The sequence below is a fragment of the Brenneria rubrifaciens genome (assembly GCF_005484945.1).
In the GTDB taxonomy this organism is placed as follows: Bacteria; Pseudomonadota; Gammaproteobacteria; order Enterobacterales; family Enterobacteriaceae; genus Brenneria; species Brenneria rubrifaciens.
On the sequence record NZ_CP034035.1, the window covers coordinates 228,354 to 240,920 of the forward strand.

Genomic DNA, 12,567 nt, shown 5'->3' on the forward strand with positions numbered 1-12,567 from the left:
CGAGTTCGATAGCGGTGTTGCGGGTAGCTGCCGGGTGAGGTTTCACCCGGTTTGTGCGTGCCTTTTGTGATTCCGGTTTCAGGATTCAGTTGGCCGGAAACTCCTGAATCGTCATGTCTAATCGGATTTCTTTATTATCCCGCTTGACTACAACGGGCACCACCGTTCCGGGCCGTATTTCTGCAATTTGATCCATGGTTTCGATAACAGAGCGTGTCGGCTTGTTGTTGACGCTGACCAGGATATCTCTGATCCGGATACCGGCTTTATCCGCCGGGCCGCCGGGGTCAACCGTGCTGACCAGAATTCCGTTGGGACGCCCTTGTTTGCTGCCGTTTGCGATACTTTCGATATCTTCTATTTGTATCCCGTTGATGCCGATATAACCACGAATCACGCGGCCGTCGCGAATGAGTTTTCCCATCACCTTGGTTGCCAGCGCTACGGGAATGGCGAAACCGATCCCCTCTGGCGTTTCGCCGTCGTTACCCTTCTCAAAGGAGAGCGTATTGATACCCACCAGTTCGCCCAGCGTATTGACCAACGCGCCGCCGGAGTTACCGTGATTAATGGAAGCATCGGTCTGTAATAGGTTTTGGCGGCCATTTTGTCGGCTATCCTGTCCGCCGGCACTCAGTCCTACGCGTCCGGTTGCACTGATGATCCCCTGAGTAATGGTTTGTCCCAGATTGTAGGGATTACCGATAGCCATCACGACATCGCCCACATGCGCGATGCGATCGGCGTTGATCGGGATGACCGGTAAATTGACGCCGTTGATTTGCAAGACGGCCAGATCGGTCAGACTGTCCGAGCCGACAACCATGGCTTCATAGAGTCTGCCATCCTGAAGTGCAACCAAAATTTGTTGTGTGTTATTAATGACATGTTTGTTGGTTAAAATATAACCTTTGTCGCTCATGATGACGCCGGAACCCAGCGTGCTGATATTGAGTTCGGCTGTCTGATCTGAATTGGGCACTTTGTCGTAGACGTTAACCACGGCCGGCGCGGCGCGGCGGACCCCCTCGTAATAGCTGACCGGGGTATCAGAGGCCGGTTTGTTATCGGTTTTCTGCCATGATGCAGGACGCAGCATGGGGAAAACGGCCAGCAGAATGCCAGCGGCGATTACGCCAAGCAGGGTGGAGCGTAATAACTTAACAAGCATAAGCGCGTTTTACTGTGTAAGAGGAATATGGTGCCGAGGATAACACGAGACAACCGGACACAGCAGGATACTGTGTCCGATTTTTTCAGGCTGGCTTGGTGTGCGATGTTCGGCGAAATAGCATGCAGAAATCTCTCCGCGGCTGGTTAACGCAGAAGCAGATAAATCGTTTCGTCGCCTCGAACGATGTTCAAAGCCAGTACAGACGGTTTGGCCTCCAGCAGCTTACGGAGCTGGGTAATGTTTTCCACTCGCTCACGGTTGACACCGATGATGACATCGCCTTTTTGCAAACCAATCTGTGCGGCTGGGGAGTCTTTGGCGACATTATCAATTTGTATGCCTTTGCTGCCATCTTTCAACTGTCCGTTGGTCATGGATGCGCCTTGCAAGGCTGGGTACAGGGTTTCCGCGCTGGTGGTAGAGGTTGCGCTATTGTCGAGTACGACAGACACTTCCTGCCGTTTACCCTCACGCAGCAAACCGATTTTCACGGTTTTACCGGGGGCGGTGGTGCCTATTTTGGCGCGCAGTTCGGCAAAGCTGCTGATGGGTTTACCATCCAGCGTGATCAGCACATCACCTGCTTTGATACCTGCTTTGGCAGCGGCGGATTTTGGCAACACTTCGCTGACGAATGCGCCGCGCTGTGCGTCGACCTTGAAGGCTTTGGCCATTTCGGCAGTCATCTCGCTGCCTTTGATACCCAGCACGCCGCGTTTGACTTCGCCAAACTCGAGCAACTGCTGAGCCAGGTTTTGCGCCATGTTGCTGGGAATGGCAAATCCGATGCCGATGTTTCCGCCGCCCGGCGCCAGAATGGCCGTGTTGATTCCGATAAGTTCACCGTTGAGGTTGACTAATGCGCCGCCGGAGTTACCGCGGTTGATGGAGGCATCGGTCTGGATAAAGTTTTCCAGCCCTTCCAGATTCAACCCGCTGCGACCTAACGCGGAAATGATACCGGAAGTGGCCGTCTGTCCGAGGCCGAACGGGTTACCCACCGCGACGGCGAAATCACCCACGCGCAGTTGGTCGGAATCCGCCATTTTGACGGCAACCAGATTTTTGGCGTTCACCAGTTGAAGCAGGGCGATATCCGTTTGTTCGTCACGGCCAATCAGTTTGGCCTCATACTCACGCCCGTCATTTAACTGGACGCGAATTTTATCTGCATTGTTGATGACGTGGTTATTGGTCAGAACGTAGCTTTTGGCCGCATCAATAATGACGCCAGAGCCCAGCCCTTCAAACGGACGTGAACTTTGTTTGTCGGTTGGGAAATTGGGACCGAAGAAGAATTTAAACTCTTCCGGTATACGCTGGCGCTGCACCTGTGTGCCTTCTACATGTACGCTGACGACCGCGGGCAAGACTTTTTCGAGCATCGGCGCCAGGCTCGGCATCGGTTGTCCTTGTATCACGGAAGGCAACGCGGCATTCGCCACAGGGGGCGTGGATAGGATTAAGCTTATGCTCATTGCCAGTGCACTAAATAATAAAGATTTTTTCTTCATTGTTGATTAACTCTCTCACAACCAGCGGATGAATAAAATGATGATATATAAACTTAAACAGAGGGTGAAGAGTCAGACTGACGTTTGGTGTGTAAAGTTCACTGGTGTTTCGTCAGTAGATTGTAACGTTAGCCTACGTCGCGCGATTGCAGCGGGAAAAAGAGAAGGCGTGAGGCTTGATGAAACCTCACACGAAAATCATCATCGTCGCGTTTACTTGCGGGTTGGGCGGTCGCCTCGCAGTAAGCCTGATGCACTGTCCGAATAGTCGCGCGGCGGCATATCAACCGGCGCCTGATCGTTATCGGCTTCGGCTTCCGTCAGACGATATTTGAACGGGTTATCCTGACCGGGGACATCCGGCAGCAGGTTGTTGGAGCTTTTCGCCATGTGCTGGTAAAGCTGACGGTAATCGTGAGCCATATTATCCAGCAGTTCGGCGCTACGGGCAAAGTGTCCGACCAACTCCTGACGATATTCTTCCAGCTCGGCTTTGCTTTTCTCAAGCTCGTTTTGCAGTACCTCTTGTTGCCGCAGCTTACGGTTGCCAAAACGCATGGCGATAGCACCAATAATGATACCGGCAATTAAACCAATCAGCGCATACTCCCAGGTCATAATGACTCCTATTTTGACTTCGTTGTCCACGTAGGGTTTTTTACTTAATAATAGTCACTATAACCGCTAACCTTGTCAGAGTGGAATCCTCAGGCGCGATGACTTCGGGGAATGTTGACGTCTCCCGGGCGCCAGGGCAGTTAACTGCTACGATTACGATTCAAATCGACGGCAACTCGCGACAAAACACCATTAACTTTTTTTCTCAGGGATTGCGATCACTATGCAGCAAATGACACCATTGACGCTATACCAGCAGACACTATCCGCCGGGGAATATCAACCTGATGACGTACAGCGGCAAACCGTCATGCGGTTGGAAAACCTGCATCAGGCGCTGTGCGAGCGAGCTGCATATTCTGTGGATGACAGGTCCGGCAGATTGGGAAAATGGCGTTCCTGGCTGGGATTGAGCGATAGGCGTGTTGTGGTGCCGGTGCAGGGATTATACATGTGGGGCGGCGTGGGGCGCGGAAAAACCTGGCTGATGGATATGTTTTTTCAAAGTCTTCCTGGTGAGCGAAAATTAAGGCTGCATTTTCATCGTTTTATGCTACGGGTTCATGAGGAACTGAATCAGCTGCAAGGGCAGGAAAATCCATTGGAAAAGGTTGCCGATGGTTTCAAAGCCGAAACCGATGTGCTGTGTTTTGACGAGTTTTTCGTCTCGGATATTACCGATGCGATGCTGCTGGCTGAACTGTTGCGTGAGCTGTTTGCCAGAGGGATTACGCTAGTGGCGACGTCAAATATTTCACCGGATGAACTTTATCGCAATGGTTTGCAACGGTCGCGTTTTCTGCCGGCAATTGAGCTGATTAAGCAATATTGTGAAGTTTGCAATGTCGATGCGGGCATTGATTACCGTCTACGGACGTTAACCCAGGCGCATCTTTATCTGACGCCGCTGGATGTACAGACTGACACGGCCATGCGGCGCATGTTTACCCGGTTGTCCGGGCATCAAATGACAACACCGGAGCCGGTTCTGGAAATTAACCATCATCCGTTACAGACGCTGAGTGAAAGTGAAGGGGTGCTGGCTGTGGATTTCACGACGCTGTGCAAGGAGGCCCGCAGCCAAAATGACTACATCGCCCTTTCCCGCCTCTACCATAGCGTCTTGCTGCACAACGTTACCGTCATGGATACGCAGGAAGAGAACACCGCCCGGCGTTTTCTGGCGCTGGTGGATGAGTTTTACGAACGGCGGGTGAAGCTGATTATCTCCGCGCAGGTTCCTATGTTTGAGATCTACCAGGGTGAACACCTAAAGTTTGAGTTTCAACGCTGTTTGTCCCGCTTGCAGGAAATGCAAAGCGAAGCATATTTACGCCAGCCGCATTTAGCGTAAGCGAAAGGCGGTTTTTCTTGGTTTGCGCGTGAAAAAGGTCGATCTTTGGGAGCGACTTCTCTATAATCCTGCGACCCCACGTTACAACAAAGTTTTTTTCCCAAAAAACTTTATAGTGCCGGCAATGGCTATTCGAAGGGGTAGGTTTGCTGGACTTGATGGTCGTGTGAGCCTCAACTGTTTTCGAGCGTTGGGTGAACACCTGCGTGTAACTAATTATTGGGTAAGCTTTTAATGAAAACTTTTACAGCTAAACCAGAAACCGTAAAACGCGACTGGTACGTTGTTGATGCGAACGGGAAAACTTTAGGCCGTCTCGCTACTGAACTGGCTCGTCGTCTGCGCGGCAAGCATAAAGCGGAATACACCCCGCACGTTGATACGGGTGATTACATCATCGTTCTGAACGCGGACAAAGTTGCTGTTACCGGCAACAAGCGTTCTGACAAGATCTATTACCATCACACCGGTCACATCGGTGGTATCAAACAAGCGACCTTTGAAGAGATGATTGCCCGCCGTCCTGAGCGTGTGATTGAAATCGCGGTTAAAGGCATGCTGCCGAAGGGCCCGCTGGGTCGTGCCATGTTCCGTAAACTGAAAGTTTATGCGGGCACCGAGCACAATCACGCGGCACAGCAACCGCAAGTTCTGGACATTTAATCGGGATTATAGGCAATGGCTGAAAATCAATACTACGGCACTGGTCGCCGCAAAAGCTCCGCCGCTCGCGTATTCATTAAACCGGGCAGTGGTAATATCGTTATCAATCAGCGTAGTCTGGAACAGTACTTTGGTCGCGAAACTGCCCGCATGGTAGTTCGTCAGCCGCTGGAGCTGGTCGACATGGTTGGTAAATTTGATCTCTACATCACCGTTAAAGGTGGTGGTATCTCCGGTCAGGCTGGGGCGATCCGTCACGGCATCACCCGTGCGCTGATGGAGTATGATGAGTCCCTGCGTAGCGAACTGCGTAAAGCTGGTTTCGTTACCCGTGATGCTCGTCAGGTTGAACGTAAGAAAGTCGGTCTGCGTAAAGCACGCCGTCGTCCTCAGTTCTCCAAGCGTTAATTTCTTGCTGTTTTTCAGCGGAATCAATGCGAAAACCCGGTGCTGGTCACCGGGTTTTTTATGGCTGGGGCTATCCTTGCCCGCCATTCTACTGGCCGTCACCGCGTGAGGTTAAAAATTTCTTCCGAGAATTTTTAACGCCTTAAGAATTAATTCCATCAAAAATATAATGTTTTTTTTCAGTCTGTTAATGATGGAATTGTGCTTATATCCCCACAGAACGAACAAAATCTGATAAACTATTTGCCGATTTTATACCTGTTTACCCGCTAAGGCTTTTTTCTGAAAACGACTAATTTTGTCAGGTGTTTTTTCGACGCTGAGTGACAAAAATGCAAAGCATGGGTTTACAGGCTCATAGCAGATCGGTTATTCGCCGTATTTTCTCGATAAACTTGGAGGTTTTCATGGCTGTCGCTGCCAACAAACGTTCGGTAATGACGCTGTTTTCTGGTCCGTCCGACATTTTTAGCCATCAGGTCCGCATTGTACTGTCGGAAAAAGGTGTGAGTGTCGAGATTGAGCAGGTGGACATGGATAATCTGCCGCAGGATCTTATTGACCTCAATCCTTATGGTTCAGTTCCGACGCTGGTTGATCGAGAACTGACGCTCTATGAATCGCGTATTATCATGGAGTATCTGGATGAACGTTTTCCCCACCCGCCACTCATGCCGGTATATCCGGTCGCGCGTGGTAACAGCCGTCTGATGATGCACCGCATTGAGAACGACTGGTATTCTTTATTAAAGAAAATTACACAAGGCAGTACACAGGAAGCGGACTCCGCTCGCAAGCAACTGCGTGAAGAGTTGCTGGCGATAGCGCCAGTTTTCAACGAAACGCCTTACTTTATGAGCGAAGAATTCAGTCTGGTTGATTGCTACCTGGCGCCGCTGCTGTGGCGTTTGCCGCAATTAGGGATTGAATTGAGCGGTTCTGGTGCGAAAGAATTGAAAGGCTATATGACACGCGTTTTTGAGCGTGATGCGTTTCTGGCTTCCCTGACGGAAGCAGAACGTGAAATGCGTTTGCAAACCAGAGGTTAAACGAATGGCGTTGTCTCAACTGTCTCCACGTCGTCCCTATTTGCTGCGGGCATTTTATGACTGGTTACTGGATAACCAACTGACGCCCCATCTGGTGGTCGATGTGACTTTGCCTGGCATTATGGTGCCAATGGAGTTTGCCCGTGATGGGCAGATTGTGCTGAATATCGCTCCCCGTGCCGTTGGTGGCTTGGAGTTAGCTGATGACAGCGTCCGTTTTAACGCTCGGTTCGGCGGCGTTCCACGTCAGGTTTATGTTCCCATGGCGGCGGTGCTGGCCATATACGCCCGTGAAAACGGCGCCGGCACCATGTTTGAGCCAGAGCCCGCTTACGAATCAGCAGGCGAATTCGAAGACTTTCAAGATGAAGATGCTAATTCCGGCAACGTGATGTCGATAGTTGATAATAAGCCTGACACCGATGTGACGGATGACGACGGTCATCCTGATGATGATCCGCCGCAGCCCCCCAAAGGGGGACGGCCATCATTGCGGGTCGTTAAATAGAGCATCGGACTCATTAAGGGCACAGCGACTGTGCCCTTTTTGCATCTGGCGCAGCATGCCTGTTCTGTTCACCGTGTTAGTGAAGGAGGGGAAAATGAATCATCAAGGTCATTGTTTGTGTGGCGGCGTGACGATTTCCACCACGCATCAGGTAACCGATGTGACTGCCTGCCACTGCGGAATGTGTCAGACATGGGGGGGGGGCGGGCCTCTTATGGCTATCGAATGCAAAGACCCGGCAATCAAGATAATAGGCGAGGAAAATATGTCTGTCTGGCAGTCTTCCGAGTGGGCGGAGCGGGCGTTTTGCCGTATTTGTGGTACGCATCTGTTCTATCGTCTACAAGGATCGAATATTTATGCGATCCCGGCTGGTTTTTTTGCCGATGATACCGAAAAGACCCTGGTATCCCAGATTTATATCGATAATAAACCGGGTTATTACAACTTTGCCGAAAAGACCCGCTTACTGACAGAGCAACAGATTATCGATTTTTACAATACGTAACGGCACCAGTAGCCAGGGCAACCTGAGCTGCCCTGGTATGCGCTGTAAACGTCGTCAGGCCGATGTCTTGGTCTGTATCGGTTCGTTGATGGTCAATAGCACCAGCAGGCATAGAAACGAGCAGAGCGCCATAAAACCGAATACATAACCCCAACTGAAGTTATCCAGCAGCAGTCCTGCGATCAAAGGACATGCCGCGCCACCCAACTGTCCTCCGGTGTTGATAATGGAACCGGCAATAGGAAACACGTCTTTGGTTGTGAGCGCCATGGGGTAAACCATGTAGGCAGAGAAACCCAGGTTGAACAGAATCCCGGTTAGCAGCAGTCCGCCGAGTATGATGGGGTTATCTGGTGCGTTGATCAGCGTTATCATCATGACCACGGTTGCGATGGCGGATGCCATCATCAGGGGCTTTCTGCGTTTATTTAATAACCTGTCGGAACACCATCCGCCTAACAGATTACCGATCACCGCGCCAATCCAGGGAGCGGAGGCCATCATGCCCATTTTCATTACCGAGAAGCCTTTCTCATTCATCAAATAGGTGGGAATCCAGGTCAGTAAAACGTTCACGATACCCATCATGAAAAAATAGCCGAGCATACTGCCAAGTACATTCCATGATTTAAAAATTTCTTTCTTGGTACTGATCAACGGAACTTCTTTGGTCCGAATGATTTTGTCCAACAACCGAAATGCGTTTTCGTTGACATAAAGGGGTTGCGATTTTTGCGTGTACCCTGCGCTCTTTCCGGTAGGGATCTTCTCTTCAATGATATTTAACTCTTCCGGTGAGCAAAATCTGCTTTCCCGCGGGGAGTTAGTGACGATTAAATACCAGATGACAGAAAGAAATATGCCCGGAATGGCAAAGAAGTAGAAAACATAATGCCAACTATAGTGATAGATAATGATGGCGCATAACGGTGGCACGAGTACCGGGCCGAATTTTGCCGCTGATAAAAATATTGCTGTGACAATCCCTTTTTCAGAGGTTGGAAACCAACGGTTAATGGTTGAGGTAATCCCGATTGGTAATGGTCCTTCCGCCAATCCCAATATAAACCTGGATACTTTCAATCCCAGAATTGAGCTGGATAACCCAACAAAGCACGTTGCCAGCGAGGTCAATATCATTGATATTGAAAATATCTTTCTCACACCAAATTTGGCGTAAAGAAAACCGCTCGGTATTTGTGCTATTGCATAGGCCAACAAGAAAAGACTGGCCAGTGCCCCAGCTTCGGTGTTGGACATATGGAAATCAGATCGGATAAAAGGTAATACAACACCAATATTTGCTCTGTCGGCAGCCGCGACGGTATAAACGCAAAATATTAGTGATGCAATGATCCAGCGGAAACGGCCTGGTTTATTATTAGTGATATTCATTATTTTTCCCGTCAGAAATAAATACAGTTTTTTTCCAAGAGTTTTTCATCTACCCATGACATATCCCATTCGTCATTTTCTATTTTGGCTTTGATCTTTTCTTCTTTTTCCGTAATGATCTTGGTTTTTTCTAATACAGACTCAAGGTCGTTCTGTCTGATAACCACGGCACCATCAAGGTCGGCAACAATCATATCTCCAGGTGTGATAACCACATCATCAATGGAGATAGGAAAATTAATCTCACCAGGACCATCTTTAAATGGACCCGCCGGTGTTGCCCCTAAAGCAAATACCGGAATAGGCGATTGTTGAATAAAATCCAGATCGCGAATCAATCCGTTGATAATGATCCCCGCGATCTCTTTTTTTATCGCCCAGCGCAGCATGAGCTCACCCATCAGCGCGTTTTTTCCGCCGCCTTGCCCGTTAACGACAATGACATCACCCGGAAATGCCATTTCAATTGCCTTATAAAATAGGAGGTTATCCCCACTACGCAAATTCACGGTGAGGGCAGGGCCAGCAAGCTTTAATTCATTCAGGGGCTTGATTTTATTGCTCAGGCAAAACTGGCGATTCATTACGTCGCCAATATTTGCAGCCGGTAGTTTTTTGAATTCATCTATTAAATTTTTTTGTGGTCTATTAAAATTTTTTTTAATTTGAAATCCGTGGTTTGACATAAATACTCCGGTTTAACTTAATTAAAATTGTGACGTACATCTAAAAAATTAAATTAATATGTGATCTGTCGAATAAAGATAGCGGTAATTAATTATTGGTGGATTAAGGTAGTGACATATTTAATTGTTAGGGCTTTTTGTGTAAAGAGAAAATAATAAATATTAAATATCAACCTTTGGAATATGTGTAGGTGAAAAAATGAATGCTATCTCGCTAAAAACATTTTTGACCATTGTGAAAGCCGGGAGTATTAATAAATCAGCAGAGGCGCTATTTGTTGCCCAATCCACCGTGACAAAGCGATTGCAAGTGCTTGAGAATGAGTTGGGATTTGACCTGTTTGAACGAAATAAAGGAATCAGAGAAATAAAGCTGACAGAGGCAGGCAGTTCCTTTCTTGAAATTGCTGAAAAATGGTATGACTTTTTTCTGGAAATAGAAAATGTAAAAACAAATGAATCAAGAATAAATATAACAATAGGCTGTCTTAATAGTATAAATTTTGCCATATTTACACCGCTTTATCGGGCGCTTATTAATAACAAAAATAAGATGAATGTGAAAATCGTGACAACCCACTCAATTGATATTTTTAGCCTGATTGAAAAACGATTAATTGATGTCGGGTTCTCCTTTTCGGATTTAAAATCTCAAAACACCATGAGCTTTAAATTATACAGCGAGCCCATGGTCGGATTGTGTCTTCCGACCTCGATACTGGCGGGAAAAGAAGACGTTAGGCTTGAGCAGCTTCAGGTTAAAGATGAGTATTATGTCCGCTGGGATGAGGATTTTGAACGCTGGCATATGCAGGGGTTTGGCCGTGTTCATGGTTTCAATGCGCAATTTGATAATGGACATCTGATCATCAGCTTATTATCACACAGAACCGACTGGGCAATTGTCCCCAGCTCGACGGCTTTATTTGCTCAAAAGCAGCACGGATGTGCATCGTTTCGTTTGGCTCAAAACTGTCATCCGCCCAGCCGAGTGGTTTATATGGTTATGCATAAAACCCAGAAGAAAAGTACGCAAAAAGGCGTTGTTAAGCTGGTCGCTTTATTAAATGAATTATCCGGGCTGTTAACCAGAGAAATACCGGGTATCGAATTTTATACGCAAAACATGATTGAGAGTTTGACGGCGAATTGATTACCTGCCGAGGAATATTATTCTGATAATCGTGGATTGCGTCATAAGCTCATAACAATAGAAAAGGGCAAGCCTGTGCTTGCCCTTTTTGAGAAAATTGGCTGATGAGACGACTTAAACTTCCAGGAAGTTAAGGATACCATCAGCCGCTTTGCGGCCTTCTGCAATGGCGGTAACGACCAGATCGGAACCACGTACGGCATCGCCGCCAGCAAAGATTTTCGGATTGCTGGTCTGGAAGGCGTTGTCATGGCCTTCCGGCGCAATAATACGTCCCTGGTCATCCAGTTCAACGCTATGCTCTGCCAGCCATTCCATCTTGTGCGGGCGGAAACCGAATGCCATAACGACGGCATCGGCTTCCAGCACGTGCTCTGAACCTTCGACGATTTCAGGTCGGCGGCGTCCTTTGACGTCAGGCGCCCCTAATTCCGTGCGGGCCATTCTGACGCCGCAAACCTTTCCTGCTCCGTTGATCTCAACGCTCAGCGGTTGCAGGTTGAATTTGAATTCAACGCCTTCTTCACGCGCATTCTTCACCTCACGCCTGGAACCCGGCATGTTTTCTTCATCGCGGCGGTAGGCGCAGGTTACGTGTGCCGCACCCTGACGAACGGAAGTACGTACGCAGTCCATCGCCGTATCGCCACCGCCCAGCACCACCACGCGTTTGCCCTGCATGGTGATATAAGGCTCTTCGTCAGAGGCGTCGAAACCCATCAGCTGTTTGGTGTTGGCGATCAGGAACGGCAAGGCATCGTAAACGCCTGGCGCGTCTTCGTTTTCCAGCCCGCCACGCATGGACTGATACGTCCCCACGCCGAGGAACACCGAATCATATTCATCCAGCAGGTCTTTCATTTGAACGTCTTTACCCACTTCGGTATTCAGACGGAATTCGATTCCCATGCCGCTGAAAATTTCACGGCGCTTGACCATCACTTCTTTTTCCAGCTTAAAGGACGGGATACCGAAGGTCAGCAGACCGCCGATTTCGGGGTGACGATCGAACACCACCGCCTGTACGCCATTGCGCGCCAGTACGTCGGCACAGGCCAGCCCCGCCGGGCCCGCCCCAACGATAGCGACGCGCTTACCGGTTGACTGCACGTTCGAGACATTAGGCTTCCAGCCCATTTCGATCGCTTTATCATTGATATAACGTTCAATGTTACCGATGGTGACGGCGCCGAATTCGTCATTCAGCGTACAGGAACCTTCACACAGGCGATCCTGAGGACAAACGCGGCCGCAGACTTCCGGCAGGCTGTTGGTCTGGTGTGACAGTTCAGCCGCCTCGATGATGCGGCCTTCATTCGCCAGTTTAAGCCAGTTTGGAATGTAGTTATGAACCGGACATTTCCACTCGCAATAGGGGTTACCACATGACAGACAGCGGTCCGCCTGTGCTTTTGACTGACTTTCCGAGAACGGCTCGTATATTTCAATAAACTCAATTTTACGAATTTTCAGCGGCTTCTTGGGCGGATCAACGCGCTGTAAGTCGATAAACTGGTAAACATTTTGACTCATGATG

General features: G+C 49.0%; 13 protein-coding genes. 7 read left to right on the forward strand and 6 right to left on the reverse strand.

Annotation, left to right across the window (positions count from 1 at the left end; genetic code table 11):
• Positions 1-85 precede the first annotated feature (85 nt).
• From degS to zapG, 3 genes are all read right to left on the reverse strand, one after another.
• Entirely contained in the window at positions 86-1,171 is a 1,086-nt protein-coding gene (gene degS / locus EH207_RS01135) for an outer membrane-stress sensor serine endopeptidase DegS (RefSeq protein ID WP_137712368.1), read from the reverse strand.
• Between the two features lie 146 nt (positions 1,172-1,317).
• Positions 1,318-2,688 carry a serine endoprotease DegQ gene (degQ, locus tag EH207_RS01140; protein ID WP_137712369.1) on the reverse strand — a complete coding sequence of 457 codons (1,371 nt, stop codon included), beginning with the start codon at positions 2,686-2,688 and terminating at the stop codon, positions 1,318-1,320.
• A 213-nt stretch (positions 2,689-2,901) separates the two neighbouring features.
• Positions 2,902-3,306 (reverse strand): Z-ring associated protein ZapG, encoded by a 405-nt coding sequence (zapG, locus tag EH207_RS01145; protein ID WP_137712370.1) that lies wholly within the window; start codon positions 3,304-3,306, stop codon positions 2,902-2,904.
• Between the two features lie 223 nt (positions 3,307-3,529).
• Here zapG and zapE point away from each other — a divergent pair, with 223 nt between their 5' ends.
• The 6 genes from zapE (at position 3,530) to EH207_RS01175 (ending at position 7,796) form a co-directional block, all read left to right on the forward strand.
• Complete coding sequence (gene zapE, locus EH207_RS01150; RefSeq protein ID WP_137712371.1) at positions 3,530-4,660, forward strand: cell division protein ZapE; 1,131 nt, start codon at positions 3,530-3,532, stop codon at positions 4,658-4,660.
• 234 nt (positions 4,661-4,894) lie between these two features.
• Positions 4,895-5,323, forward strand: coding sequence for a 50S ribosomal protein L13 (gene rplM, locus EH207_RS01155; protein ID WP_137712372.1), 429 nt, complete (start codon positions 4,895-4,897; stop codon positions 5,321-5,323).
• A gap of 15 nt (positions 5,324-5,338) precedes the next feature.
• Positions 5,339-5,731 (forward strand): 30S ribosomal protein S9, encoded by a 393-nt coding sequence (gene rpsI, locus EH207_RS01160; RefSeq protein WP_109053781.1) that lies wholly within the window; start codon positions 5,339-5,341, stop codon positions 5,729-5,731.
• 407 nt (positions 5,732-6,138) lie between these two features.
• On the forward strand, positions 6,139-6,780 hold the full coding sequence (gene sspA, locus EH207_RS01165) for a stringent starvation protein SspA (RefSeq protein ID WP_137712373.1): 642 nt from the start codon (positions 6,139-6,141) through the stop codon (positions 6,778-6,780).
• 4 nt (positions 6,781-6,784) lie between these two features.
• On the forward strand, positions 6,785-7,288 hold the full coding sequence (gene sspB / locus EH207_RS01170) for a ClpXP protease specificity-enhancing factor (RefSeq protein ID WP_137712374.1): 504 nt from the start codon (positions 6,785-6,787) through the stop codon (positions 7,286-7,288).
• A 94-nt stretch (positions 7,289-7,382) separates the two neighbouring features.
• Positions 7,383-7,796 carry a GFA family protein gene (locus EH207_RS01175; RefSeq protein ID WP_137712375.1) on the forward strand — a complete coding sequence of 138 codons (414 nt, stop codon included), beginning with the start codon at positions 7,383-7,385 and terminating at the stop codon, positions 7,794-7,796.
• 54 nt (positions 7,797-7,850) lie between these two features.
• Here the strand turns inward: EH207_RS01175 and EH207_RS01180 are convergent, their stop codons facing one another.
• Positions 7,851-9,191, reverse strand: coding sequence for an MFS transporter (locus tag EH207_RS01180; protein ID WP_137712376.1), 1,341 nt, complete (start codon positions 9,189-9,191; stop codon positions 7,851-7,853).
• Between the two features lie 11 nt (positions 9,192-9,202).
• A complete protein-coding gene (locus tag EH207_RS01185) occupies positions 9,203-9,877 on the reverse strand; it encodes an RraA family protein (protein WP_137712377.1) in 675 nt (224 codons plus the stop codon).
• Between the two features lie 199 nt (positions 9,878-10,076).
• Between EH207_RS01185 and EH207_RS01190 the strand changes: the two genes are divergently transcribed.
• Positions 10,077-11,030, forward strand: a complete 954-nt coding sequence (locus EH207_RS01190; protein WP_137712378.1) for a LysR family transcriptional regulator — start codon at positions 10,077-10,079, stop codon at positions 11,028-11,030.
• 114 nt (positions 11,031-11,144) lie between these two features.
• Here EH207_RS01190 and EH207_RS01195 read toward each other — a convergent pair whose 3' ends face one another.
• Positions 11,145-12,563, reverse strand: coding sequence for a glutamate synthase small subunit (locus EH207_RS01195; protein WP_137712379.1), 1,419 nt, complete (start codon positions 12,561-12,563; stop codon positions 11,145-11,147).
• Positions 12,564-12,567 lie beyond the last annotated feature (4 nt).

Coding starts and splice junctions, on each gene's coding strand:
- degS (WP_137712368.1), bottom strand. CDS start 1,171: ATGCTTGTTAAGTTATTACGCTCCACCCTGCTTGGCGTAATCGCCGCT.
- degQ (WP_137712369.1), bottom strand. CDS start 2,688: ATGAAGAAAAAATCTTTATTATTTAGTGCACTGGCAATGAGCATAAGC.
- zapG (WP_137712370.1), bottom strand. CDS start 3,306: ATGACCTGGGAGTATGCGCTGATTGGTTTAATTGCCGGTATCATTATT.
- zapE (WP_137712371.1), top strand. CDS start 3,530: ATGCAGCAAATGACACCATTGACGCTATACCAGCAGACACTATCCGCC.
- rplM (WP_137712372.1), top strand. CDS start 4,895: ATGAAAACTTTTACAGCTAAACCAGAAACCGTAAAACGCGACTGGTAC.
- rpsI (WP_109053781.1), top strand. CDS start 5,339: ATGGCTGAAAATCAATACTACGGCACTGGTCGCCGCAAAAGCTCCGCC.
- sspA (WP_137712373.1), top strand. CDS start 6,139: ATGGCTGTCGCTGCCAACAAACGTTCGGTAATGACGCTGTTTTCTGGT.
- sspB (WP_137712374.1), top strand. CDS start 6,785: ATGGCGTTGTCTCAACTGTCTCCACGTCGTCCCTATTTGCTGCGGGCA.
- EH207_RS01175 (WP_137712375.1), top strand. CDS start 7,383: ATGAATCATCAAGGTCATTGTTTGTGTGGCGGCGTGACGATTTCCACC.
- EH207_RS01180 (WP_137712376.1), bottom strand. CDS start 9,191: ATGAATATCACTAATAATAAACCAGGCCGTTTCCGCTGGATCATTGCA.
- EH207_RS01185 (WP_137712377.1), bottom strand. CDS start 9,877: ATGTCAAACCACGGATTTCAAATTAAAAAAAATTTTAATAGACCACAA.
- EH207_RS01190 (WP_137712378.1), top strand. CDS start 10,077: ATGAATGCTATCTCGCTAAAAACATTTTTGACCATTGTGAAAGCCGGG.
- EH207_RS01195 (WP_137712379.1), bottom strand. CDS start 12,563: ATGAGTCAAAATGTTTACCAGTTTATCGACTTACAGCGCGTTGATCCG.